The organism is Gloeothece verrucosa PCC 7822 (assembly GCF_000147335.1).
GTDB classification, from domain to species: domain Bacteria; phylum Cyanobacteriota; class Cyanobacteriia; order Cyanobacteriales; family Microcystaceae; genus Gloeothece; species Gloeothece verrucosa.
Map to the genome: position 1 here is coordinate 140,299 of NC_014502.1, position 24,349 is coordinate 164,647.

General features: G+C 40.9%; 23 protein-coding genes and 1 pseudogene. 11 read left to right on the forward strand and 13 right to left on the reverse strand.

Annotated elements, in window-relative coordinates:
- Window positions 1-14: 14 nt before the first annotated feature.
- The 3 genes and pseudogenes from CYAN7822_RS33110 (at window position 15) to CYAN7822_RS33115 (ending at window position 1,919) form a co-directional block, all read left to right on the forward strand.
- Window positions 15-812, forward strand: a complete 798-nt coding sequence (locus tag CYAN7822_RS33110; protein ID WP_013325613.1) for a DEAD/DEAH box-containing ATP-dependent helicase — start codon at window positions 15-17, stop codon at window positions 810-812.
- 24 nt (window positions 813-836) lie between these two features.
- Window positions 837-986 (forward strand): annotated as a pseudogene (locus CYAN7822_RS40670) (UvrD-helicase domain-containing protein); the annotation flags it as partial.
- 36 nt (window positions 987-1,022) lie between these two features.
- Complete coding sequence (locus tag CYAN7822_RS33115; protein ID WP_013325614.1) at window positions 1,023-1,919, forward strand: 3'-5' exonuclease; 897 nt, start codon at window positions 1,023-1,025, stop codon at window positions 1,917-1,919.
- A 223-nt stretch (window positions 1,920-2,142) separates the two neighbouring features.
- On the opposite strand, the gene CYAN7822_RS33120 is transcribed toward CYAN7822_RS33115, so the two are convergent.
- The 7 genes from CYAN7822_RS33120 to CYAN7822_RS38330 form a co-directional block, all read right to left on the reverse strand.
- Window positions 2,143-6,009 carry a hypothetical protein gene (locus CYAN7822_RS33120; protein ID WP_013325615.1) on the reverse strand — a complete coding sequence of 1,289 codons (3,867 nt, stop codon included), beginning with the start codon at window positions 6,007-6,009 and terminating at the stop codon, window positions 2,143-2,145.
- 1,673 nt (window positions 6,010-7,682) lie between these two features.
- Complete coding sequence (locus tag CYAN7822_RS33125) at window positions 7,683-8,009, reverse strand: hypothetical protein (protein WP_013325617.1); 327 nt, start codon at window positions 8,007-8,009, stop codon at window positions 7,683-7,685.
- A gap of 575 nt (window positions 8,010-8,584) precedes the next feature.
- Window positions 8,585-9,760, reverse strand: coding sequence for a crossover junction endodeoxyribonuclease RuvC (locus CYAN7822_RS37245; RefSeq protein WP_013325619.1), 1,176 nt, complete (start codon window positions 9,758-9,760; stop codon window positions 8,585-8,587).
- Window positions 9,760-10,725 (reverse strand): tyrosine-type recombinase/integrase, encoded by a 966-nt coding sequence (locus tag CYAN7822_RS33140; protein WP_013325620.1) that lies wholly within the window; start codon window positions 10,723-10,725, stop codon window positions 9,760-9,762. The genes CYAN7822_RS37245 and CYAN7822_RS33140 overlap by 1 nt, the downstream gene beginning before the upstream one ends.
- Before the next feature lie 65 nt (window positions 10,726-10,790).
- Entirely contained in the window at window positions 10,791-12,656 is a 1,866-nt protein-coding gene (locus tag CYAN7822_RS33145) for an OmpH family outer membrane protein (protein ID WP_013325621.1), read from the reverse strand.
- A gap of 106 nt (window positions 12,657-12,762) precedes the next feature.
- Window positions 12,763-13,602, reverse strand: a complete 840-nt coding sequence (locus CYAN7822_RS33150) for a response regulator (protein ID WP_013325622.1) — start codon at window positions 13,600-13,602, stop codon at window positions 12,763-12,765.
- Window positions 13,603-13,705: 103 nt separating this feature from the next.
- Entirely contained in the window at window positions 13,706-13,861 is a 156-nt protein-coding gene (locus CYAN7822_RS38330) for a hypothetical protein (RefSeq protein WP_013325623.1), read from the reverse strand.
- A gap of 343 nt (window positions 13,862-14,204) precedes the next feature.
- Between CYAN7822_RS38330 and CYAN7822_RS33155 the strand changes: the two genes are divergently transcribed.
- Both CYAN7822_RS33155 and CYAN7822_RS39270 read left to right on the forward strand, forming a co-directional pair.
- Window positions 14,205-14,621 (forward strand): hypothetical protein, encoded by a 417-nt coding sequence (locus tag CYAN7822_RS33155; RefSeq protein WP_041934389.1) that lies wholly within the window; start codon window positions 14,205-14,207, stop codon window positions 14,619-14,621.
- A gap of 293 nt (window positions 14,622-14,914) precedes the next feature.
- Window positions 14,915-15,127, forward strand: coding sequence for a hypothetical protein (locus CYAN7822_RS39270; RefSeq protein ID WP_041934390.1), 213 nt, complete (start codon window positions 14,915-14,917; stop codon window positions 15,125-15,127).
- 59 nt (window positions 15,128-15,186) lie between these two features.
- Here CYAN7822_RS39270 and CYAN7822_RS33165 read toward each other — a convergent pair whose 3' ends face one another.
- The 6 genes from CYAN7822_RS33165 to CYAN7822_RS33190 form a co-directional block, all read right to left on the reverse strand.
- Window positions 15,187-15,741, reverse strand: coding sequence for a hypothetical protein (locus tag CYAN7822_RS33165; RefSeq protein WP_157872058.1), 555 nt, complete (start codon window positions 15,739-15,741; stop codon window positions 15,187-15,189).
- 90 nt (window positions 15,742-15,831) lie between these two features.
- Complete coding sequence (locus tag CYAN7822_RS33170) at window positions 15,832-16,671, reverse strand: hypothetical protein (RefSeq protein WP_157872059.1); 840 nt, start codon at window positions 16,669-16,671, stop codon at window positions 15,832-15,834.
- A 345-nt stretch (window positions 16,672-17,016) separates the two neighbouring features.
- Entirely contained in the window at window positions 17,017-17,391 is a 375-nt protein-coding gene (locus CYAN7822_RS33175) for a hypothetical protein (protein ID WP_013325624.1), read from the reverse strand.
- Window positions 17,392-17,471: 80 nt separating this feature from the next.
- Window positions 17,472-18,395 (reverse strand): relaxase/mobilization nuclease domain-containing protein, encoded by a 924-nt coding sequence (locus tag CYAN7822_RS33180; protein ID WP_013325625.1) that lies wholly within the window; start codon window positions 18,393-18,395, stop codon window positions 17,472-17,474.
- Window positions 18,376-18,729 (reverse strand): MobC family plasmid mobilization relaxosome protein, encoded by a 354-nt coding sequence (locus tag CYAN7822_RS33185; RefSeq protein WP_013325626.1) that lies wholly within the window; start codon window positions 18,727-18,729, stop codon window positions 18,376-18,378. Before CYAN7822_RS33185 ends, CYAN7822_RS33180 begins: the two co-directional genes overlap by 20 nt.
- A gap of 314 nt (window positions 18,730-19,043) precedes the next feature.
- Window positions 19,044-19,421, reverse strand: coding sequence for a GUN4 domain-containing protein (locus CYAN7822_RS33190; protein ID WP_083786964.1), 378 nt, complete (start codon window positions 19,419-19,421; stop codon window positions 19,044-19,046).
- Between the two features lie 715 nt (window positions 19,422-20,136).
- On the opposite strand from CYAN7822_RS33190, the gene CYAN7822_RS33195 reads away from it, so the two are divergent.
- The 6 genes from CYAN7822_RS33195 to CYAN7822_RS37255 all read left to right on the forward strand — a co-directional run bounded on the left by CYAN7822_RS33195 (window position 20,137) and on the right by CYAN7822_RS37255 (window position 24,107).
- The gene (locus tag CYAN7822_RS33195; protein WP_245602855.1) at window positions 20,137-21,135 is read left to right on the forward strand and encodes a ParM/StbA family protein; all 999 of its coding nucleotides are present in this window, start codon (window positions 20,137-20,139) and stop codon (window positions 21,133-21,135) included.
- Between the two features lie 33 nt (window positions 21,136-21,168).
- A complete protein-coding gene (locus CYAN7822_RS33200) occupies window positions 21,169-21,606 on the forward strand; it encodes a hypothetical protein (RefSeq protein WP_157872060.1) in 438 nt (145 codons plus the stop codon).
- Between the two features lie 52 nt (window positions 21,607-21,658).
- Complete coding sequence (locus tag CYAN7822_RS33205) at window positions 21,659-22,780, forward strand: P-loop NTPase family protein (RefSeq protein WP_013325629.1); 1,122 nt, start codon at window positions 21,659-21,661, stop codon at window positions 22,778-22,780.
- A 9-nt stretch (window positions 22,781-22,789) separates the two neighbouring features.
- Window positions 22,790-23,500, forward strand: coding sequence for a DUF6753 family protein (locus CYAN7822_RS33210; RefSeq protein ID WP_013325630.1), 711 nt, complete (start codon window positions 22,790-22,792; stop codon window positions 23,498-23,500).
- A gap of 36 nt (window positions 23,501-23,536) precedes the next feature.
- The gene (locus tag CYAN7822_RS33215; RefSeq protein ID WP_013325631.1) at window positions 23,537-23,773 is read left to right on the forward strand and encodes a hypothetical protein; all 237 of its coding nucleotides are present in this window, start codon (window positions 23,537-23,539) and stop codon (window positions 23,771-23,773) included.
- Between the two features lie 133 nt (window positions 23,774-23,906).
- Entirely contained in the window at window positions 23,907-24,107 is a 201-nt protein-coding gene (locus CYAN7822_RS37255; RefSeq protein WP_013325632.1) for a hypothetical protein, read from the forward strand.
- Window positions 24,108-24,349: the final 242 nt, after the last annotated feature.

A 24,349-nucleotide genomic window follows, 5' to 3' on the forward strand; every position in this document is an offset into this window, starting at 1 on the left:
CCCCAATAGTATTTATGTCCAGTTCAGTATTATGGCGCAAACAGTGTAAAAATTTTAGTTGGAATCCGTATCAGAAAAAGGTTCTAGAATGGTCGCTATCTAGTTCAAAAAACGGACTCATTGGTGCCTGTGCTGGAAGCGGAAAGACAACTTTATTAGAAGGAATAGGCGGCACTCTTCCCACTTCTGCAAAAATTAAAGTTTTGGCATTTAATCGACACATCGTCGAGCGTTTAACGACTAAAGGTAGATTGCCAAAGAATAGGGTATCAATATCCACGTTACATGGTGCGGCTTTAGGACTTTTGCAGCAACTTTTCCGAGGGGCTGCCACAATTGATGAACGCAAATCCTTCGAGATAGCCAAAACAGCTTACGACAAGCTGCTCTTAGGGGCGCAGCAAAGATATATCCAGTTGATGATCGCGGGCGATCGCTCCGTATCAGCCGAAGAGTTTCCCGTCATGCCACCATTCTTTGATGAGGGCGATCACCTACAAAAATTAATTCTCCGCCGATACCTCGCCTTTATAGATGAGTTATTCGGGTTTACACAGATTACTTTAACTGAGCCAACCCCACAGGCGATCGCCTCTATGGCCGATCACTTCTGTTTAAAATTTAGTGGATGGATATCGAGGTTAACAGAAGAGGCAACAGATGAAGATAAAGATGCAGCCAAAGCTCTAGATGAACGTTGTCAATATTGGGCTATATTCCTCGTTCCTTATTGCCTTGAATTAGCCGAAAAAATAGCGAGTGAACAGGCGCGGTTAAGCTTTAACGATTGCCTTTGGTTGTGTCACAAATGAGAGCTAACTCCGTCCCGTTATAATTACGTTTTAGTCGATGAAAGTCAAGACCTTAATAGAGCGCAAGCGGCTTTAGTATCAAGTTATCAAAGACAGGGAGCTAGAGCAATCTTTTGTGGAGACAGACGACAATCGATACAGGGGTTTCAAGGGGCAGATCCTAATGCCTGGGAATACATCAAAGGAGAATTTAGCTGTGATGAGTTACCGTTGCTTATCTCTCACAGATGCGGGAAATCAATCATTAGATTAGCGCAGAAAGTCGTCCCCGATATCGAAGCCGATCCTCATCAAATTGAGGGCACAGTGGCCGTTGTCAATCACCAAACAGTTTTAGCCAATTTACAAGGCGGAGATTTATTAATTTGTCGGTTCAATGCCCCTCTATTCAGTTGGTGTTTAGCGGCATTACGTGCGGGGTATTCTGCGACGATTAGAGGTCGAGATATAGGTAAGAGTTTGGTAAGCTTTGCGAGGAACTATTTAGATGAACCCACTGACTGGCCTGATGTCTGGTGGGAACGGTTCAATCAGTTAGTGGCGGCTGAAATCTTACAGTTAGCGGAGACTAACCAGAAACAAAAGGCCGAGGCTCTACAAGATCGTTACTGGTCTATTAGTTACTGCTATAATGAGTTGGGAGGCAGTTGTCACTCCTTCGATCTGTTCGCTCAAAAACTATTAAATTTATTCAATGATGATTCGCGTAAACAAATAGTATTTTCGTCAATTCATCGAGCCAAGGGCGATGAGAGTGATCGTTGCTTTATTTTAAAAGCAGACTGTTTGCCCTACGTTGATAAGGCTAAAAAGTCTTGGCAGATTGAGCAAGAATATAATCTTTTATATGTTGCTATTACCAGGGCAAAAAAAGAACTATATTTAGTCCCATTCGGGAAAAATGATAGTGTTGTTTATTCTCCTGGTGTACCCTTAGAAGTATTGGATAAACCCCCAGAAGAAATTATTAGCTTTCCCGTTCTGCCAGAAACAGACTCAAGGGATAAAGCAACTCAATCTCCTGAATTCCTGATTGATACAAAAATTGAGTCACAACAGTGCGATGAAAAGCCTAAAGACACGGTTGTACAATTGAGTTTATTTTAAGATTCCTGGATTAATTTTGATTGGTAAGTGCGAGAAAAGTTTTCTTGAATAAAGTTAATAAATTATGCTCCAAGAACTACAAATTGAAAATTTTAGCTAATTCAACAGAATTTTTCCTTAGATCAAGCCATTAACGAATTGTTTGACAAGAATTGGGAAAATTCTTCTCGACAGAAAAAGGCTTAAATAATGCCCAGAAACTCAAGTGTGCTGCACGCTTGAGTTAGGTTATTCCCCCTTCCGTCTCCAAAAATTGCTGTGTCATTTCCCATCCCCCCTCAACCAAGGGAGTAATTAGACTTAATATGCCCGCCTGTGTTGAGGCATCTTCCTGCTTTAGTTCTCTCAAAAACTCATTAATCCCCAAAACTTTTATGGCAGCAACAAACTCCCGCCCCATTTCTATGGGGTAGGTCTCGGCTAACCCAAGCCAGGTACGCCAAAAAGAATCGGTAATTTGGTTGACAGAAATTATTCCAGTACCTACTGGATCATTGAATACGTCTTGGAATAATTTTTGAAAGTCTTTCCAAGATAGTGTTTCACCTTTAAAAAGCTTGCTGACACAACTTTGAGTAACCCCCAAACCAGCCGCTAAAAGCTCTTGGGTAATTTTCTGTCCAGTGATCATTAATTGTTTCGCAAATGTCAGCAACTTAAATTTCTGTTGTTGGCGTAGTGGTGCGGCAGTCGGGCAAAATTCCAGCATATCTTGATTGATAACAAGAGCGCCCGTATCTCCTAAATAACTTAAGTCTTGTTCTGTACCGACAAAGATGATGATGAATTCTCTATCCGGTTGCAGGTGAACCCGTTGCCGCCCGGCAGTCTGCAAGAACTTCTCTCGAACTTGGGCTTGATAATATTCTTGCAGTCCATCCAAATGTCCATTAAGTAACCAATATCGATCTCGTACTGATCCCCAGTTGTCCCAAGGAGTTCCCAAGCAGATTAAAACTTTCAAGCCTTTAAAATGGTTAGTGCCGCGTTCATCCTTTCCGAACCAATGCTTATACCCTAAAGAGTCAGCATGACATTTTTGCCCAATAATGCCTACATTATCTTCGCCGTATTGATTAATTGTCTGCTTTAGGAATTCCTGTAATTCTTCAGTGCAAGTATTAGACCAGTTGTTAGATTTCATGCCGGGCAGGTTAATATTGTAAACGGTCAAATTATCGAACATTGGGGCAATTTCTTCGACCTCTATAATTGTATTGGGATCTAGCCCCAAAGTCAGGCAAGTTTGTTTTTTGTCACCGGTGGCATCAAGAAACAGGTTAAATCCTGCGGCATTCGCTAACTTTTGGTGACGAGCGTCGGGGATAGAAATCGTTAAATGACCGTTCTTTTCTAACTTAAAAATGCCCGGCTCAAGTTTTGCCCAAATCAAAAGAAAATGTAACAACCAGTTAGAAGGTAAATTTTTGACATTCTGATAGGAAAGTGCGTTAGCTTCTCTTTGCATCGCGGTTCGGGCCGCCGCCGCCCATAACTTTTCTGCATGAGATGACCATTTACCGCCGTTCTCAAGCGCTCTAACGGAATCCGGCTTAACAAGAATATTATGAAATGAGAGGGCAGATTCTATTTTTTCTATGAAGTCGGTACCCAAAATTTCTTGGGGACATTGGCCAATCAATTCTAAAAGATCCCCTTGACTCAAGCCGTAATATTTATTAGATTTTTTTTGCCCAGGAACATAGTTTTTTTCGTCCAATTTTTGCGCCATCTCAACACCTAATTTGTATCCCCCTTCGATCAATTCTCGAATAGGATTTAATTGATGAGCCAGGTGTGAGAGTTCAGGAATTAGGGAGACGATTGTAGCAATAGCTCGGTCATAATCAGTAAGCTTGGCACTAATTTCTCTGACTCCGGTAACCAGTAAGGAAGCTTCCTCCCAAGCTAAGATTTTCTTTCTCAAATCAAGACCATCAAGTGGGATTTCATTGCCCTCCTCATCAAAGGATGGCTCCTGGGGAACGGGCAACTGATCGGGATAAGCCGCAGCATTAGTTCCTGCGGCACTTGATGCCATAGCTTCCATGCGTTCATACAAGAAACCGTAACCGTCTCCCCTCTCGGTACGACACAGGGGAATATATTTGTCACCTACTTTAACTCGCTGATTCCAAAAAGGACACATAGCACAGATCGGATTGGGGGGATGTCCTTCCCCACCACTTCCCTCGATATCGTAACCGAGTTGATGAATGGTATTGAGCAAATCGGCATTGATACAGTTACTCTTGAGTGCAGCGCTTGTTTTTTCCTCTTCAGTTTTTGCTCTCACTAACCGTCCCTCAAGAGTTAATAACATACCATCGTGACGGGTGGGCATGATGACAAACTGGTCCTTAATTTTATCGATCGATGGATTCTTATAATTCACATCGAGGTAAATCACATCTTGGGCAATTTCAGTAATGCGATAGGATTTGCCACTGCCAGTATAACTTCTATCCCAAGCACCTCTCCAACCCAATCTTTTTAGTTCTAGATAAACTGGGGTAATTTTATTCTTGTAACAAGTTTCAAACAGGATACGCGGGGCGGCTTTCCCTTGGTAGTCGTTGGGGGTAGGCAGAGGCATATTGTCCGTGTACTTGATAATTGAGGGCGGTTGATCTTTAATGGCGGCAGCTTTTTGCTCGACAACTGATGCGCCGAATCCTTTGCGCCAGTGTCGGGAAACTTTTAGGACTTTTTGGGCTATATGCTCAAAGAATGACTGTTTCTGCCTTTGAGCAACATTCTTTTGGGCACGAAACAGTGCCGCCGCTCCACTGTCTGTGACCGGTTCCGGCAATCCCTGCTCATTAATCCCCCATTGGGTTTCTGGGACAGTAATACCAGCATAACTACAAAATTCAGTAGCCGCTTCTACCCATTTCCTCCCTGAAGGATAAGCGGCATTAAGACCATGTTGAAGATACCACCAATAAGCGAATGCTCCTATTTGACGGTTATCGGTGCAAGAGGGACAAGCGTAACCCCAACCCCCCTCACCGCGACGGGGCGCTATCCAGCCGGCCGTCCCCGACTTCGATTCATGCCAGGGACAGCAACCCCTAGCGCGAGTTATCCCAGACCATTTCCAGCGATGACCACTCCAGTTGAACCCATCGCTTCCTAACCTGGCTTCAGCTTCCTTTACCAGTTCGATTAGATTATTAGTCGTGTCGTAATGTTTTTTGGATAATTGTTTAAGTTGCAGTCTTTGTTGTTGTTGCCGGTGTTCCTCAAGAAGTTGTTTTTCATAACCGTCCAATCCATCTACAAGTACATGACGCAGCCGGGAGTATTTTTCAGGTGCATTTAAAGTGCTAGTTAAGATAGGTCTTAGGGTTGTTCTCCACCAGTCATCGGTTATCGTCACAGGGAAGGTTAAATCGAGCTTATTATAGGCTCGTTTGAACCCATCGATAAATTCATCGTAACTGTATTGATGGTCGCCCCAATACTCTAGAACCTGTTCCTTATTCTTTTCCTTCCGCAGGAATCCGGCCAACCGCATGGGTTGATGTGGGTTACAAACGGCAGGATCTCCTAGCACGATGATCGCTAATAGTCGCCGCAGATAGATCCACTGGTTCATGGGAAAGTCAGAGTTGCCGCGCCAATGGGGATGGACTGATTTGCCGCCTGAGTTGATGGCACTGTCAGGATATAAGCCGCTCAAACTCACAAAGCGATTGATCTGTTCCCATTGCTCATCATGAGTTCCCCAGTCTAATTCTGCACCAATGTCGGAAGAAGCCTGGCAAAACTCTTTAAGGGGGTAATCGCCCGGTTTTCCGGGTAAGTAAAATACTCCGCCCTCGAGTGTTTGGGATCGCTCTCTTAAATACTCGTAGATGTTGGCTATTTTCCCGGTTCGCTTGCGGTTAGTTCCACTGCCTGACGTTAACCAAAAATCCGGACATAAATTTACATCATCTTTTTTACCGACTAAAAATTGATTGTGGCTGAACTTAAGCCAGATGGTTTGATTGTGTGAATAGACGCGGCTTATACACCAGTCGAAGGCTTCGCGCCCGTTGAGTGTTTTGTTTAAAGCGTTGAGTTTGATTGTTTGATGCGACATTATATTTACTCCAACAACATTTAGTGACAAGTTGGTGGAGATTCTCCGGTGAAGTTAATGCAAACGTGATTATGATCGAATTGTTAAGTCTTTAGAGGCTGGTGATGCCTCTTTAAAGATAGAGGAGGGGAGGCGATCACTATACATATACCGAAGACGGCACTATTTATAGCGATCGCTTATTTGGACTAACTTCACTGTCTTTTTTGGGGAATCTCCAGCATTTTTTCGGTTTCCAATTGGATCTATCCGAGATTTGACCAGTGTTACTCTGTCGGTTAACAATGCTTTGATTGATAACCGTAAATTGACTGCTCGTCAACTGCACTCATCAATGAGTAACCGTTGACCTCACATCAGTTTTTTGATGAGTCTTGTATTTCCCCCCCCTGAGATCGCTCTTTATTAAAAAGAACAACCATTAAGGGAGATAAATGGAGCTATAAGTGGTAAACGTTAGAGTTTGCTTATTTCTCCTAGTTATTTGTTGGTTATACCCCTGAAGGGAGATTTATAGGAGTTCAAAAAAGTATTTTCCAAAATTTTCAAAAAAGATTCCGTGCCAACTATCTGTACAAGTCACGGGATAGCTGTTAGAATATCGTTATATGAAAATTTTAAAAATTACTCTTTCAGTGTCCTGCCTCCATTGATAAGGGTTTTGAGGAAAAGAACTTGAGGTAGAAGCCCCAGGAAAAATAAAGCTAGAACTCCGTCCAAGTCCGGCAGCCAACCAGAGGGACGGTTTTTTAGCGTTTGGGGGTTCAGTTCAGAGATTCTCAGTATTGGCATAAAGTACGACCTTGAATTATGCACGTTTTGTATCTATCTTACTCCTTATTTCCGCAGAGGGGAATAGGGATTAAGAATTGTTGCATACAGTCATGTCAAATCGTTATTCTTTCGGGTTGGCTGGCAAGGAATAAGTTGACTCTGTTAATTTGAAAAGTTTTAAAATCTTGCCTAAAATGTTTCGACGAATCCGGCGACCGCTTCGCGGTGCTGCGCGATCACCCATCGGGCGGGGGTTTCTCTATTTTATATGTAATTAATAGAAAGAACACTGTCATAATGAATGATTGCCTCCTTGCTGCTAGTTACAGTAAGTGGTAGTCGTCCTGCCACCGGTGTGCGAACCAGTGGTGGGGCGCGTTGAGATTTTTAGAACTATCGTACCACAGAGAAAGTAAAAAAAGCCACTGTCCAATGTCGTTAATTTGTCGAACAAAAATTTTTAAAATCATAAAACCAGCAATCCTTATTAGTAAAAGATGAGTACGGTAAAGTAAACCGCATAGTTATTTATGGGTAATAAAAGCGGCACATAGTCCGGCTTTTGTTGTTTAAGAATCGCTCCAGAAAGCTGCCTGTCCCATAAATAATTTCAAAATTCGTCTTCTCCTATTCTCAAGATTTTTTTTAAATGCCCATTTAACTTTTAAGTCCCAATTATTTGTCGAGTTTGTCGAGGCTTCTGATTTTTTGCGTCGATTTAAGTCTGGGGGAAGCGACTATTATTAATATTAGATTAACGCTATATAAAGAAAATAAATTAACCCTTTGGTAGATATTTTTTAAGAGCGACAAAATCTCACTGTACGGAATTATTAAGTTTTATTACAAACCCATACATATAGCTAAAAAGCTATTAGCTTTTTTTCCCGTATTAGAGATTAAGTTTTTTTTGTAGGAGGACATTCTTCATTCCAGATAATGTCGTCTTCTGACGAAACCCAACAACTTCTAATCAACAAGGGAAAATAAGAATTTCCTTTGTCTCGACGGGGCTGCCGAATTTCTAATCGGGATAGCAAAGCTCGAATAGGTTCACGAAATTCCTTTTTCCAGATTCCGTCATTAATATTTTTGGTAATTAAGTCTTCTAATTCCTGTTCATTCTTAAAAACCGAGGAAGTGATGATGTAATTTACATCTTCTTCTAAAACTTCTCCAAAAACAATGTCGTTGATGCAAGAAGACAATGATATTCCAATCAGCATTCTTGATTATTCTCCCATGTAATGCCATCAGGGTTACTCAATCGAAAAACTTTTTAGCCAAATTTACAAAAATATTTATCACTCTTATTTTTAGTTTTCCCCGGAAAAACCCCGGGGATTAAATTTATATTATACTTATTTTCCAAGGCGAAGTTTTCAGGTTTATCAAAAAAACGAGAATATAAATAAAAATATTTTTCTTGTAGACTCATAATAAAGTCGTATAATTTTGTCTTAAAAATATCCTAATTTCTCGTTGTGTCAAGTAGACTCTCAAAAAAATAAAGTTGTATAATTTCGGAGGTTGGACAAACAGGCTAATTCAGATTCCTACTTTTTTCAAATAATAAAGTTGTATAATTTAGCTGAGGGATTATATCATCGTCTTCAAAGCTTGATTGCTGGTGTCCACTCTCGCTTACTTCTAGCCATGAGTCCCTATTATGGTTAAACTTCTAGACCAACCATAATTATACAACTTTATTATAAATTGTATGATTTTATTATGTATTATACAACTTTATTATCTTCCTACATTTCTTGTCGTCAACAGCAGCAAAATTAATAAATATTTTTTACTCTTTTCCCACACCACAAATAGCCGCATAAGCAATAGCGATAGCATCTAGCCGCTCAGTTGGTCTAACTTGCAGATTGAAAAGTCCTGCAATGGTATCGGTAATTTCTTCTGTATCAGCCCGGTAATCACAGATATGGGATTTCCATTGTCCGGCATAGAGACGCACCGGTGAGATCTGTCTTTCTCGGAAACAAACTAAATCTACTACCCCGATCGCTTCTAAAGCATTTTGAATATTTTTAGGGTTCTGTTCGGACTCAGTATTAAGGTAAGGAATTTCTATGGCTACATCGCTTGGTGCGAACTCCTTTAAAATTTCCACCAAGTCTTGTTCCAATTCTGACAATCGTTGAGATGTGGGACGTTTTGGGGTTGTTGTGATTGTACCGTAATCAAGGAGGCGGGGTAGGTCATAATCATCGTCGGGTTCTAATACTGCCCATCTTAATGTCCCCAGGGCCGGGTCTATTCCCAATGTGCGTTTATTAGTTGTAGGAACAATGGGACTCTTATTGACACTAGGGGATGAAGGGATATTTAATACTTTAATTAAAACATCTTCCAAAGAAGTCTCACCCCATTGTTGTTGAAGTTGCTCTAAATATTGAAAAATGGCCGGTTGAATTTTTAAGGTTTTGGGTTTGTCCGAAAAGTTGTGAGATTTGCCTATCTTCTCCGTTTCCATGTAGCCCAAATCCCCGTATCTATTATGATACAGACGCTTACTTGAAACGTTACCAGTCAAATTGTTACGAATTTTGGCGACGAAAGGATGACTCGTTCTCGTTAAAATTGCTATCGAGCGATCGCTGTATTTATTCCACTCTGCATCTTGTAATAACATCATTACAGCGTGACGTTTATCCGCCGGAGATCTCCTCAATCCATGAGAGGCGTTTGCACCAACGGCGTACAAAATAGCTTCTCTGAGTGTTCCTACTTTAAGGTCAACTTCTATTTCTTTAAATCCAATACGGGAGAAAGCATGATAGCGGTGATGACCATCGGCTAACCAATAGTTTCCTGTTGCAGGTTCTAGAAAGACGGTAAGGGGTGGGAAGATGCAACCATTCTGTAAGGCTTCTGCATACTCTATAATTGTCGCCTCAGATAGAGAAGCCCTGGCGAAAGTGCCGCCATCAGTACGGATTTGAGTTAAAGCCAGCCGCATCAAACCAACCCAGATAATAAATCGGAAATCTCGCCCTGCACGTCTAGTCGATTATCGTCATAGATCATAAGAGTGTTAAGGTCGGCATGGCGGCTAAGTTTTTGCACTTTTCTCACATCTCCCCCAGTTGCATCGAGGGCTGCTGTAACACTACTGTGACGAATGCGATGGGGTGACAGCTTCTTGGTAATGCCGGCCCCTGTAGCAATTGATTCTACTATTTTATAGATGGCCGTCCCCGTCAACCGGTGCCCGTAACTTGACCTGTCCAGGGCAATGAATAGGGGTTGATTGATGTCGAGTTCCCTCCTGGCGTGTAACCACTGTGTTATTGCTTCAACCGTCGGGCGCGATAGGGTTATCGACTGCTTCTGCTGTCCCTTACCTTTTCCTAAAATTAGGAGAGAACGTCCATCTAAGTCTAAATCTTTAATATCAGCCTGCTCAATTTCCCCCCGTCTGAGGGCATTGTCCCACAACAGTCTGAGAATCGCATAGTCCCGTTTCCCTTTTAAGGTATCGAGAGCGGGAATGGCCAACATTTTACGGTAAGCTTCCTTGCTGATACCGGTGGTGTCTCTATATCTTACAATTTTATCCCCTTTTACCTCGGCTAAAGTAAAACGACACTGCCCCAACTGATTGCCCAATCTTACCAAAGATTTTATAGCCGCTAACCGGCGATTGACGGTTGCTTCCTTTAACTTCCTTTCATTGCTCAAGTGCGCTTTGTATTTCAACACCAAGGACAGGGCAGCAAATTGATCTAACTCCAAAAACTCCTTAACTATCACCGGTGTCGGAGAGTCCACCCCGGCCACGTAATAGAAAAAATCCCGTAAATCAAGAGCGTAAGCGTTTTGGGTATTACGTGATCGCTTGCCGGCCAGCAGTTGGGCCAGGACATCCGGCTCGGTGGGAATTAGGGCAAATTCATTTTGATGGACGAGGACTGAGGGTTTCACTGGGTTAGGTTACGATAACGCGGGTTTCCGTAACCATTGTAGATTAACCATTACCCACAGGAAAATTATTTTTTGATGAGACTGTTAGTGTTAATTGGCGGCTGCATCAGAAATTGCTGCATCAAATGTGCGATTTGGGTTTCAAACTCTTGACGCATTGTTTGTAGATCGGCTTGACGTGATTGTCGCTCTACCGTTAACTGTTCCTCTAAGGAAGACACCCGATCTTGCAATGTTCCTTTATATTGTATTTCTTCATCCAAACGTTGTTGAGTTTCCATAAGTTTTTCTTGTATTGGTGCTGTCTTATCCCTCACCAGATTCTCTACTTCAAAAGCCGAGTATTTCATAACCTCCTTCTTCAAGAGTTTAGTAGGATCTTTACCGAAGTCCGTGATCGCTTGGTACAAATCATCCTTCCAAGGACGATTTTTATTGGTAATGGGGTCTAGGGGACGCTCATTTAAAATGGCAAGCTCATCTACAGCCGATTTTAAGACAGCGATCGCATCCCAAGGAAGTTTATATAGGCTTTCTACTAGCTGAAAATCGTATTCTTCGACGTAAATATTCAATTCAGAGCGGATTAGGCTTAAAACATCTGTTGCGTAGCCATCTTCTCCCAATACCTCAATTAAATCGCTAATCCAGGGGGCGGGTACGAACTTGCCGTCGATTTTACCTAAAGGACGACCCAATCCTTCTCCAAATTTATTAAACTGTTCTTGCTTGTGTGCGGCTAATCTCAACACTTTTGTCCGTAACTCTTCCTTTTGCCCATCATCAAGGTTCAAAATCTTCTGTACTTTATTCCACTGCTTAATATCATTGAGTCGAATGGGTAAATATTCCCCCTTTGGCTTGTCAGGGATGACTTTTAATAGGTGCGATTTCCATTTGATGAGTGTTAAAGCACCCAAATTATTGATAACAGGTTGTTTTTTAACCAAGTTTTCAAAGGGCTTCTTGAAGGTATTGATCAAAGATTTTGGCCAGTCAAACGGCGATCTCAGTTTAGTCTCCAATTCTTCGGTTGCTCCTCCTACCGAGGGAAGATTACAATTGGGCAGGGCAGCGTCAACAACTTTTTCGAGTTCAACCAACTTCTCAAGAGATAGGCTGTTTAATTCGATCAAATTCGATGTGAAATCTATGGAGAAATAAAAGGCGATTTCAGGTGAATACCAACCACTGACAACCTCCTCGAAATCGCTCAGGAGAACTTCAACACCACCGGTGTCAACAATTGGCCGTCCTCTAGATGCTGCCAGTTGTTGACATTCTAGTTGAAGTTCAAGCAAGTCGGGGGTTGCATCAATTATCCCTTTTTCTAACAGACTTTTAAATCGATGCTCGATTAGTCGCCAGTCTGTGTGAAATAGTGGCTTATCGGTCAACTCCAACGTCAAGATAAAAACATCATCTTTCTTGCCAGCACTAACCCGACGTTGGCCAACCCTATAATGCCCAAGTTGCTGCCCCACTTCCAATAACTCTAACTTAGCTTGCAGTGCAACGGCGGCAGCATAAGAGGACGAGGCTTGCCACCATGCTAGTACAACGAATCCGATATTGAGTAACTCTTCTACGTTTGAGCCAGGGAATTGGGATTGGAGCAGAGCTTTATATAGAGCGTTGGAGAATTCCTCCAACTTCATTCCTTCTTTATATTCGTCTTTAAAATTATTAGCGGCTATCTCGTCACATTTCTGCAATAATTCGGCTTTAGCTTGACCTAATTCGGCAAAATTCGGCAATATTTTGGCTAAATATTGAGTTGATTCGGTAATTAGTTTAAAGATTTTTTGGCTCTCTCGGTTAAAAATGAGTTCTTCTACTATTGCTCTTACGGTTTGTTGGGAAAATTCATCTCTAGAGGTCGCTTTACAATCGGAAACGTGGGTTGAGTCTTGTTGGTATTGTGCTATCATAATAAATATTATCAAGTGTTATTTGAGGTATATTATACCTCAATCTCTAAAAAAATTGCGATAGAAAAAAATATATCTCATTCTCCTTGCCAGTGAAAAGAAACAATTAAGGGGAACGAAATTCGGGAGGAAGAGTATCAGCAATACTTCGTGGAATATATTTACTCTGATCTTTTTTAGTATTTTTATCAAACCATTTGAGATAATAATACTTTCCTTTTTCAGTAGAACGTCGAATACTTTCTTCAATCCGATAAATCACCAACTCATCAGTGGGAATTTCTGAAGGCAGAAGTTTTTCTTCAAGTTTTTCAAGTACCCATTTTCGTAAAATTTTTTGACGTTGTTGTTGTACAGAATCGATTAAAGCTTTAGCCCTAGAGGGAACTTCTCGATAAAACTCCTTCATATAAGGATAACTCAAGTCGGCCACTAATTCTTTAATTAATTTTAATTTTTTGCGCTCAGAAAAACGCTTAATGGCTTCTCTTACTTGAGGGTAATCTAGTAACTCTTTATCTGCCTCAGTGATAGCTGATTGGGAAACCGTTTCAGAAAGTAAAAAGACCATTAAATCTCTTAACACTTTAAACTGATATTGATTCTGACCTTTCGGTAACACACAAACAACTCGATTTAAATTTTGTGAACTAAGATTCACTATTTTTTCCGGATAGGCCGTGTAGCAGATAATGGGGCAATTGATGTTGTGGTTGGAAACCTCAGTTAAAAATTGTAGCCCATTAATTTGAGCCGGCTCCATTTTTAAATCAAGAAGAATTAATACTATTTCTTTTTCTGTATCGTTTTTAATGGCTTCAAGACCTTGTTCAGTCGATGGTGTAAACTCGAAAGAGAATAATCCTTGTTCCAGTTCAAGATGGCATCCACGTCGGCAAATTCGTTGGAATCGTAAGTCATCTTCTATCACTAAAATTTTTCTCATGATTTTCTCCTTTGCTATTTTCTATATTAAGTGTAAAATAGCCCCCCAAAAGAGGCAACAGAAGAAGAGGGCAACAGATAAGAGTTTAAAGGATTTTTAAGAGTTAATGTATTGGCGGGAATCTCTGATAGATTTTTGATTCCACCATCTCTAGGGTAATGGTAATTTCTTGTAAAATGATTTCAAAATTATTTAAAATTTCATGGCTCATAGCCGGACTTAATTTTCCTAAAAAAGCTAATCGTTCTTGAGAGAGCATTCGCTCTTGAATTTCCTGAACACGTTGTTCTAACTGGTTAGCTTAATCCGCGAAAAGCCCAAGGAGTGAATTTTCGACAATAATACCCCCTCTTCACCGTCGGCTTGTCCTGACCCCTCGCATAAACGAGGGGGAAGGGATGAATCGCTTAATCCGGGATTCATCCGATTGTTAAAACTTACTTATTGTTTTCATTAACCTCTGTAAAGATTTTGCATACAACGTTTCTACACTCACGGCGGTATGTGAACCAGATTGGGTATTACTCACTAGCCAAGGTTGACTAAACGAGCCGCAGAAGATAGAATTTTAAATAAAACTCAAGAAAATTAGAAAAATTCCGATGAAAAAATTATTATTGTTGTCCGTAATTTCCCTAGGGATAGGATTAGGGAGTAATAGTCCGGTTCAAGCCGCAACCATTGCCCTATTTAATAATCCTTATTACATCGCTCAAAATACCACTAAAAATTTGATAAATATTCTTAAATCTTTTGGGCATCAAGTGAATATATTTACAAGTTTTGAGCCGAGTGCATGGCAGAATGCCACCAAAAATCAGTTAATTTTTATTCCTGATCAAGTATATTCTATTTTACCCGCTTTATCTTTAGAAACTCAAAATATCATCAAAAATTATGTCGCCACTGGAGGTGGGTTGATAGGTGGTGCTACGGGAGACACAGCTTTTCCTGTTTTTAATGCGCTTTTTGGCTGGAACCTAGAAGAAAATTTGGTTCTTCAGACTCAAGTATGCTAATTCATCTCTGTAAGCCATGTAAACGAATGATTTTAGTTAGAAACTATTAGTAACTAGCCGAAATCTTTATTCTATATTGATTAGGTTGTGTTAGTTAGCATACTTCAGTCGGTAGAACCGAAAATTTTACCAATAAAACTTTTTATTTAAATACAAATAATGCGGCTGGAACGATATTTGAAACCGAAGCACCGTTTTTTGTTAAGCCTGCTTTTCCCACTACTCCAGCCTCTATTGCTTCTCTTCCTTCTGGGGCAAAAAGTATTTATGACAATGGGGGAAATTCAACGGCTTTGTTCGTTGCCTCTTTTGGAGAAGGAAACATAGCAGGCCTTACTTATGGCTATGGAGAGGTTACTCCAGAACCTGGATGGGGAAAAATAACAGATATAAGCGTAAAATATGTAGCCAGTCAATCTACTCCGACTCCGATTCCTGAACCTTCTTTATTAATAGGGTTAACCGCTTTTATTTTAGGAGGAGTAACCCGCAAAAAAACTCATTAAACGGTTTAATTGAAAATCTAAATATTGATAAAACTTTAAGAAATTAGTCAAGAAAACATTTAAGGTGATAAATCAAAATTTTCTTCAGAATCAGGTGGTGCAGGTTTAGATTCCAGACCCATCTGGCCTGATTCAATTTCAGATTTTTTCAAAGAAAAGTCCGAGGAAGTAGAGGAATAAGATAAAACTTTAGTGATTTGAGGATAGAAATTTTGTAATTGAAAATCTTCAGGTAATTTGTTGCTCTCAACCGGTTTTGTAAATAAAACATTTGCATTATTCTCTCCACAAAAGCCGCTTGTGGCTAAATTACCTACAAACGCTGAACCGATAAAATAAAACGCATCAACCGCAGCACTTTTTTTCCTAAGTCCCAATTGATAACCAGGCGCTACAATTAAGGCTTCGATATTATCACTCCCAGTAAGACAAATTTGAGGATTAATGAGGTCCCATTCTCCTAATGTATCCTTCCCATCTCCCCCGTAGCCAACAATTACCAAGTCTTCAGGATTACACTCAGGATTAGTGCCGCAAAGATGTTGAATTTCCGTACCGGATTCTATGGAACCGAGTAAATAAAGCACAACTTTAACGTGTTTTCCATTGTACATAGTATTAATCTTTAAAGATTTATTTTTCAGGGCCATAGAACTAACAACATATTCATAGACAGGAAGAGTTTCTATAGCATTAGAAGCCTCTCAACTTGGCTTATCTTTAACTCTTGGCAAACTTAACAGACTATTAACACTGCTATCTTTTAGAATCAATTTTTGCTGAGAAGTGGGAATGCGGCTAGAGATCTCCTCAAGGTTAGGTAAAGGAGGAGGTTCTAGGGCGACATACTTAGCTTGATAAGTATCTTCTTTCAGTCGAACTTTATCAATAGGAAAAGAACAATTACTTGCCCATACATTGCCCTCAAAAGTTAAATATCCTGTTCCCTCCCATCCTTTCTGTACCCATAGCACAGGTATTTTAAGCGGCAGCGTATTTACCTGAAACTGGAGATTTAATTGAGATACAGCCGAACCATCAGAATTTTGAGCCAGTAATACTACCTTTAAGATATTTTTGTCGGCATTGAAATCAAACTCAGGAACAGCAAAACTGTATGGCTCCTTATTGGAAGACTCTAACATTTGGAATCCACCCGATGCAAATAAATCAATCAATTCTTTTTGATGATTCCATTCTTGATCCGTTTTACAAATTCTCAGCAATTTTTGCAGCTTCAAGTCTGATGGGGTATCGCTGTTAATATGAGATGTCCAACTTTCACGATTGATGTCGAGTAAAGGGCCATTTTTAGCCATAAAACTGCCAAAATGTGCTAAGCCAGAATCTAAAGCATCTTCTATTTTTTTTGTTTGAATTTCCGAGTTTACGATTTTTTGATGAGTCTCTGAAGCGATTAAAGCGGCTAAAGCAATGAACAGAATGGCCACTCCCAAACCGAGGGCGATAACCATAGCAAACCCTTGCTCGGTAGTGTGAAGAGCGATTTTGTGCTTGAAAAGTGCCCTAATATGCTTAGACAAGAGTAACCAACTCGTTTTTTTTCTAGATTGTCCTATTTTCTTTTCTGTCACCGTGAGCTAAATCGCAGACTCGCGCAATTAACTCAATAGTAATAGAAAAATAGGCAGAATGCAAGAGTTATGATTTAGTTTATACCATTTTTCTTTTCCTTAGTCTCAATTCAGGAGGAGAATGCTAGCTTAGAGCCAATCAAGTTAATTATTGAACAAAATTGTTTCGCGCAGTCCCCACCTAAAATCTTTGATTTAGGTGGGGTTAGCGAAACCGATAAACAAACTAAAAGAAGAGCGAAAGTGATTAGTAAATCCTGTCAATTACAATTGATAGATAATAATTTCCCGATCTTAGGAGGATTTGCTAAGTTTAAGTTTCATCCAATCTTTTGTTATATAAGAGAATGAATTAAGAGCTTGAACATTTCGCAGATAGGCAAAATAGGAATTTATAGCTACCCAATCTGAATAGGTGATCAATGGCAACGTTTCTACCTTTGTATTCGGTAAAATAATCGAGATTGGCTGAGTTTTCCCCGAGAAACCATGACTCTTAAGGCGTTTAACTTTTTCAGGGGTTAGGGTTTGCCACCATTCCAAGTTTTTGCCATAACTCGATAAAGTTTCCCCTAAATCTATATATCTTTCGTTTTGCTCATTAATAAGGGTAAGAGTTTGGTTATCGCCGATATTCAGAGTAGAGGTGTTTGGAGTGAAATTAACCATGATGAGCTTGCCAAAAATTTGCTGAATTTATATGATTAGAAATATTCTTCAGTCTTTAGGGAAAAGGTAGCTTAGATAAGCTATCTTCCCCTACTTCGAGGTCTTAAGCGGATTTCAATAAATTCGTCGGCTTCAAGTTCAATTTGTACCTCTTGTTGAATCTGAATTTGTTCAAGTTGATGAGCAAACTGTAAATTCTTTAGAGACTCAATTAACGCTAAATCCGTAGTGGGATTGAAGGTTAATTGATGGGAACGTCGGCTTTTATAGGTCAATCCAGGTAGTGTATAGTCTTTTCCCAGTTGAGTGCCGCTAAAATTAAATTTCCCGATTTGGTAACGTACACCTTGAACTGTATTAGTCCGTTGGGTTTTCCTTATTCCCAATTCAATATCCTGCTGTCTTAACATTGTGGCTAGATCTACCAATGACGATGAGTGGGGATACACGCTGTCGATGGTCGTTTTCAGTAAATTGTAGGCGTGTTGCTTATCCTTCTCCTTATCCGGTGGGGAATAGTCGTCCAGCTTCACCCCTTCGGTATCCCGAAGTTTATATCTTTTAGGTACAGGGGTTTGAAGACCGTATTTTTCCTCTAGATGTCTTACAGCTTTTTGCCCCTCAATATAATCCCAGGAGTCAGATACGCAAGTGCCATTCGACCTTACCCTAGCCGCTACGATGTGGATGTGGTCATGATCTTTCTCATTGTGCTGGACGACGAGATACGGGACGTTATGAAACTTCTGATGTCTCATGAAATCCGATGCTACGGACTTCCAGGTAAGGGGGTCGAGTTTCTCACCTTTGACCAGGGAGAGCATAGCGTGATAGACTGGCCGCGTCACCCTCGGATTACGATGGCAACATACCTCAAAATGCGTCGCTAGTTCAGCAGGTGATGTGACGTTAACATTGCTGTCAATGACAACGTGACCGGTTCTACCCAGAACGTAAGCCAGACACCCATAGAAATTGGTTCCTTTAATCTGCTTGGCAATCATAGTCCATCTGTTCGCGGATTTGGTCTATTTGAGTTGATACGTTGGCGAGTTGCTCCTTAAGTTCAAAGATCACATCGTAGGGAACATTGGCATTAAATTTGTTATGGGTATTGAGGACTTTGGTAATTTGGTTGATGTTATTGCTGATTTTTCCGAGTTTTAAATAAGTCCTAATATTGACATCGGGAATATGGAAGACCAAGAATTTTTTATAGATAACGGAACGGAATACATCGCTTAAAGTTATTCCTAAGTCGTCAGCTAACTGTTCGGCTTTAACTTTTTCAAGTTGGGTCAGGCGCAGTTGAAACTTACAAAGTCGTTGTGAGGTCATAAACATAAGTCCTTTCTACTCTTTAAAAGAATGTTTTCATTTCTTTTTGGGGAAAATAATTATTGATGCTTTTTTTAGTTCCCTCATATCCTTAAAATTGATAAATAGGTAATGGAAAAATGTACCATCGCTAGGAAGGCTGCTACAAGATAGTTGAAGGCTATTGGATTATTAATAAATACTATTGACTGCCTATCAATTGTCGGGGGTGGTGCGCTCTGGATTGATAGAAGAGATATTTAAAATTGTCGGATGGTGGTGTCGATTTAATTATCTTGCCATAGCACATTAACTATGGCAATACCTTTGACAAATTATTTTTCAGTTATTTTTTGAGCGAAGGTTACTAAGCGTGACCAGCAAAATACCGTAAATCTTGGCTTACCATCGACAATCGTTAATAAGGGTAACTTTCCTGCTCGTAATGATGAGCAGGAAAGTTCGTCATAATCGTGCCAATCTTCATCAAATCTCCAGCCCACGCGATCACAGAAGGATAGCCAAGTATTCCAATTAAAGTCATTGCTTCCCCCTAATTCCTGGTAAATTTTAGCTTGAGTGGAGAACCCAAAATGACCATCGCTCGAGTCTGACCACATTTTGTCTATTTCTTGTAATAGCTCAAAGGGTAGATTTTTGATGTCCGAGACTCTTAACCAACGTTCAAGGGTTCTTTCGACGTAAGGGTGGATATCATCTGCTGTTGCTGGTTTTTAAGGGTACTCAGCAATAGTTCATCATCCCCTACTTCTTTTTCTAGTTGTAGGCGTTCTGATTCAGTCTGCGCTAACTCTTTACATCTGAGTTGTACGATGGCTTTGAGTTCAGTGGTTAATGATAAGAAAAACTGCTGGTAAGCTTCTTTATGCTTTCTGTTGTCCGTGATCTATTTTTGAAAACCTTAAGAAAATCTAAAACCGTGATGCTTATTTTCAAGGGGGTGCAGGGGTTCCCCCCTGCCGAGCCTGCCGTGCTTATTGATGAGGCGTGTACTGTTTTTGTCATGACATAGGCATGGCTCGCTAAGTGTATTATTGTTGTGCTACATCGTGTAATAATTTCGTTTATTGTTGAGTTATCGATCACCCGATATCGAGGGCAGGAGTGAATTTGAGGCGTGTGCTATACGTATACAGTGTGGCTCAAATTTAGGGAAGCCGTGAATTTGAAGCGAATTTTAGACGTTTAAAAGGTGGATACCGCTCCCGGTTTTCGCCCCAAATGACGCTTTCTCGTTGACCCCCCAAACAGTACAAAAATACTATAGATTAAGAGAAGATTAATGTGTAAAAGCGAGGGTTTTAAATGGAAAAAAGAAAACCGTTATTGGTGATGGCGATCGATTTTGGAGGGTCGAGTACGAAGATAATAGGGGGTCGTTCATTTAAGCAACGTTCATGTTTCGTGATGGAACCCTACGTCAGCGAGTTACCCAAACAGTTATTGAGGGAAAATAATTCGTTGACGAGCGCCCTCCCCAAAGATAGGGCGTGGGTGGCAATAGATGATCGATACACGGCGGTGGGTTATCTGGCCCAACTGTTGACGACGGCCAACCCGATGCTGTCACAGTTGAAGTTATTGAGCGCCGTCGAGAAAGTAGCGGCTGCCGTATGGGTATTGAAGGAACAGTTTAAACTCCCCAATCAAATTAGATTGGCGTTGGTTGCCCTGTTGCCCCCTGGTGAATACTCAAACAAGCAAACTTTAGAGGAGAGGTTGAGGGAATCATTATCGTCATACATGACCCCAGGGGGCGAGATGCAGGTCGAATTAAGTCTATTCGACTGCAAACCGGAGGGTGCGGGAATATTCATGCACCATAAGGGGAAACGGGGAGCGTCTAATATCAATCAGGGAATCATGTCAGTGCTTCCGCTTGGGTATCGTAATGCTAGTGCCCTAGTGTTCAACCGGGGTAATATAGCCGATTTCACCACTAGCGATCTAGGATTCGCTTCGATGCTTAAGGGCATAATCCGCAGTACGTCTGGACAAACCCTCGAACGTTTAAGCGAACCCGTCGCCCAATGGCGTATCCAACAAACCGACTCGGTGTTAAAAAAAATACTACTCTCCGATGATGAAGAGGAAGAACTGGAAACACTCAAAGAAGCGATCGCCATACAGCACCAAAAATATACCACCGATCTATTCAAGTGGTTATCGGAGGTGTTACCCAAAAATTTAGATGAGGTCGTTCTCTGCGGGGGGACAGCCGATTATCTGAGGAGGGAGATGGTTGAATTCTTCGGCGCTCAAAAGGTTTACCTCCATGCCAACGTTAATTTACCCGACGACATTAAATCGTTGAATATGGAAAACCGATGGGCTGATGTGTGGTGCATCTGGGATTATTTCTTGCCAACGGTCAACAGCTTAAATAAAACGAAAGTCGCGGCGTAATTCAAATTATACAGGCATTAAATGAATGGCTTTATGAATGAACAAAACAATCAAAAAGAAAGATTGGACGTGGGGTTTTTCTCGGTCGAATCCAAGCCGAATTACGATTTGATTAGAATGCTCAAGACTCATCCGCACCGGACAGCTAAAGAGCAGGTTTGGGAAGCCGTCACGGCTTTCTATCTACCGATTGCCATCCGCGATAGCGATCGTTACAGCGAGAGCCAACGGCGAGAAATCCTTCTAGCGTCAATTTACAGCTTGCTCAAACAATTGCATTTTCTTTCTTCGGAGATGAGTGAATGTCTCGGGGACACAGTGGGGTTTCCTCTCAATTATCAACTTCCTATACAGACTGTTAATTCAGTAATAGATGGAAGCCACACAGAAAAAAAAGAAGAGGCATTCAGCGATGAAAACCTCAATTTTTCCAATAGCGGAATGGTCTATGAACAGCAGGGATTGTGGTAAGGCAATTGTTTAAATTAATTAAAAAATCAATCAATCAACACAGGAGATAACAATGAGTCAATTAATAGGTCAATTACATTTTATAACTGGCGAGAAGGGCGGCGTTGGCAAATCAATGTACTGTCGGGCGTTACTTGAATATTTAAGCAAGGAGGCGATCGACTATATCTTCTACGATGCTGATCGCACTTCCCCGGATGTCGGGTTAGTCTATGAACCCTCCAAGTACGACAAGATTATTGCCAATGGGGGGAGAGGGACTTATTCAGCCCCATCCGATGAGGCAACGGTGAAGGAGGACTATCCGACTGCCAGTCAAATAGTTACGGTAGCCCCTCCGCCGGGGGGAGAAGAGTCCTTTACTTACTCTCACATATATTTCAGTGAGGATGAGGAGGACATCTTTAAAGCTGACCGGCTATGTGACCAAGCACTTGAAGGTAATATCGTCATCGTCAATTTACCGGCACAAGTTGAAGTGATCCTTGATCGCTGGTTCGATCAGCAGCGTATCCTTGAGTCAATTGAGAGCGATGAATCCACAAAAATGTACTTTTGGTTCGTGACTGACGGTTCTCCTGAATCACTAGAGTTGCTCTCGCACTCAATTAAGATCTTCGCTCAACAAATAAACCATATCGTCGTCTGTAACTTGGGATTGCATAGACGAGCCAGAGAGAGTGTAGCCCATCATGGGGTGGCAAAACGCATTAATGAAATGAATATTCCCGTCATCGATCTGCCTGAGTTGATTTTCTCCAAGCCGGAGATGCAATTGTTTAAAGAGAGCCGTCTTAAATTATCCGAGCTGGCCGATAGGACTAAAAGGCATCCTCAGTTCCCTCTTCTTGACAGAGTTTTGGTTAAACAACGGGCTAAAACTTTCCTAGATAAGTGCTTTGATGCTATTTCTATCACCGGCGTGTTTGCTCCGATTTTAGCCGAGATGGAACTTGAGAAAGAAAAAGCCGCCTCCGCTCTTAAGAAAGGGAGAGCAAAAAAGAAAGCCTCCTCCGATACGGTTACACAATCTACGACAACTTCCGATGTACATTCAGCAAACGGGACGAATGGTAATGGTAATAGCGATAGCCCCCGGGCGACGGCTGAACCTCTCAAAAAATCGGCAGAACAGTTACTAAACGAGATGAATATAAACGTCAGTGAATTTTGAGGAGGATAAATGACAGCTTCTACCATCAAACCTGAAGTTACAGACCTCGAATTGGAGGAATTGTGGGACAGTCTGGATGCTGAGACTAAGAGTTTATTAGTCCAGGTGCTAGATGACAAAGACGTGATATTTAGGGCTAAAGTATTGAATCTTGTCGTCAAGCATGGGTTAAATGGCAATGACCCATTATTCCTGGTACTCATCGCCGTTGGCGCTCTACAGGTGATGCTCGAAGAAGCCCCGGCAGCGCTTGAGATAACAATCGAGGAGATGAAAAAATCGTCCCACAAAGCGAGTATTGATGCGATCGCACAAACTCAAAAGTTAGTGGCGGCTTCGGTTAGAGAACTGATAGGTAAGACGGAAGCGATACAGATGAAACGCCCGTCTAAGGTATTGATACCGGGGTTGGCGTTATTCACGGCGGTATTTAGCCTAGGAGCGATCAGTGGTATTTGTGCTTCAGTTACCTTTAATCAACTGGCATCATCGGGATACAAGATAGCTACTTTTGATGAGGCTGTTGCCTTAGCCTGGGCACTCTCAAGGGATGGTAGGGCGGCTAAGAACTTATACGAGTGGAATAAAGCTTACCTTGATAGTGGTAAATGTATTGCTGACATGGATAAGTTGGGAGTCAAGTTAACCCTAGGCGGAACTCAAGTACAATCAGGGTTCTGCGCTTTGTGGGTAGTGCCACCCGGCCAAAGAAAATATTAATGCTTTAAAATTTCTTCGCATTCAAGACCAAAAAAGATGATTAATCAGTTACGAAATCTTGATAACTGGCTATCCTACTATTTTCCCTCTAATGCTTTAGATCAGTTGTTAACTCCCTCGATTTTTCTTCTAATTTTTTTCGTCATTTTAATGATTTTAAACGAAAATAACTTTAAGGGAAAAATTGAGCAACCTTCAGCCAGCGAATTTTTTCTTCTATTTGGGCTTGGGGTGATCGGAGTTTTATTAATTAATTTTAGGTGGGGTGGCTAGTCTGGGTTTCAGTTAGAGCCAAACTTTTACCTAATTAATCCGTCGGTTTTTTTTTACTTTCTCAAAATAATTCCCTAGCTTTTTATTGATTGGCTTTGAAAAAAACTAAAAATATTAAATGAGGACAAAGAAGATGAAAAAACCCGAAATCGAATTAACGGATTCTTCAATTGATAGCTCAATTCGTCCGTTTAATTACGACGATTTACCTTGGTATTCTAAATTGTTTTTGGAAATTTTATTTGTAATGTTCTTTGATCAACTTGCAAGGAACATTCAAAGGGAGAGCGAAAATGAAAAAAAACGAAAAGTCAATAAGGCCGATCTCAATTAATGAAAAAGGCTTAGTTATCCTTTCGCCGAGGAATTGGATATTACAAGCTCTGTTAATTAGTTCACTATTTATTATCCCACATGGTTTGGCGATCCGGTCTCCTTCAACCTTTAAGGTTTATTGGAAACCGTATTACAAGGTTTGGGATTGGAATATTGGAGATAATAAACCGTCTAATTGATTAAATAAAATCTTGTAGGGGTTAGGCTGCACCAGCCCTTACAAGAATTAAAATAGAAAAG

Coding starts and splice junctions, on each gene's coding strand:
- CYAN7822_RS33175 (WP_013325624.1), bottom strand. CDS start 17,391: ATGGTTAATTTCACTCCAAACACCTCTACTCTGAATATCGGCGATAAC.
- CYAN7822_RS33120 (WP_013325615.1), bottom strand. CDS start 6,009: ATGTCGCATCAAACAATCAAACTCAACGCTTTAAACAAAACACTCAAC.
- CYAN7822_RS33150 (WP_013325622.1), bottom strand. CDS start 13,602: ATGAGAAAAATTTTAGTGATAGAAGATGACTTACGATTCCAACGAATT.
- CYAN7822_RS33180 (WP_013325625.1), bottom strand. CDS start 18,395: ATGATTGCCAAGCAGATTAAAGGAACCAATTTCTATGGGTGTCTGGCT.
- CYAN7822_RS33185 (WP_013325626.1), bottom strand. CDS start 18,729: ATGACCTCACAACGACTTTGTAAGTTTCAACTGCGCCTGACCCAACTT.
- CYAN7822_RS33155 (WP_041934389.1), top strand. CDS start 14,205: ATGAAAAAATTATTATTGTTGTCCGTAATTTCCCTAGGGATAGGATTA.
- CYAN7822_RS33195 (WP_245602855.1), top strand. CDS start 20,137: ATGGAACCCTACGTCAGCGAGTTACCCAAACAGTTATTGAGGGAAAAT.
- CYAN7822_RS37255 (WP_013325632.1), top strand. CDS start 23,907: ATGAAAAAACCCGAAATCGAATTAACGGATTCTTCAATTGATAGCTCA.
- CYAN7822_RS33110 (WP_013325613.1), top strand. CDS start 15: ATGTCCAGTTCAGTATTATGGCGCAAACAGTGTAAAAATTTTAGTTGG.
- CYAN7822_RS33205 (WP_013325629.1), top strand. CDS start 21,659: ATGAGTCAATTAATAGGTCAATTACATTTTATAACTGGCGAGAAGGGC.
- CYAN7822_RS33200 (WP_157872060.1), top strand. CDS start 21,169: ATGAATGAACAAAACAATCAAAAAGAAAGATTGGACGTGGGGTTTTTC.
- CYAN7822_RS33215 (WP_013325631.1), top strand. CDS start 23,537: ATGATTAATCAGTTACGAAATCTTGATAACTGGCTATCCTACTATTTT.
- CYAN7822_RS33165 (WP_157872058.1), bottom strand. CDS start 15,741: ATGTACAATGGAAAACACGTTAAAGTTGTGCTTTATTTACTCGGTTCC.
- CYAN7822_RS33210 (WP_013325630.1), top strand. CDS start 22,790: ATGACAGCTTCTACCATCAAACCTGAAGTTACAGACCTCGAATTGGAG.
- CYAN7822_RS33145 (WP_013325621.1), bottom strand. CDS start 12,656: ATGATAGCACAATACCAACAAGACTCAACCCACGTTTCCGATTGTAAA.
- CYAN7822_RS37245 (WP_013325619.1), bottom strand. CDS start 9,760: ATGCGGCTGGCTTTAACTCAAATCCGTACTGATGGCGGCACTTTCGCC.
- CYAN7822_RS33125 (WP_013325617.1), bottom strand. CDS start 8,009: ATGCTGATTGGAATATCATTGTCTTCTTGCATCAACGACATTGTTTTT.
- CYAN7822_RS38330 (WP_013325623.1), bottom strand. CDS start 13,861: ATGCTCTCTCAAGAACGATTAGCTTTTTTAGGAAAATTAAGTCCGGCT.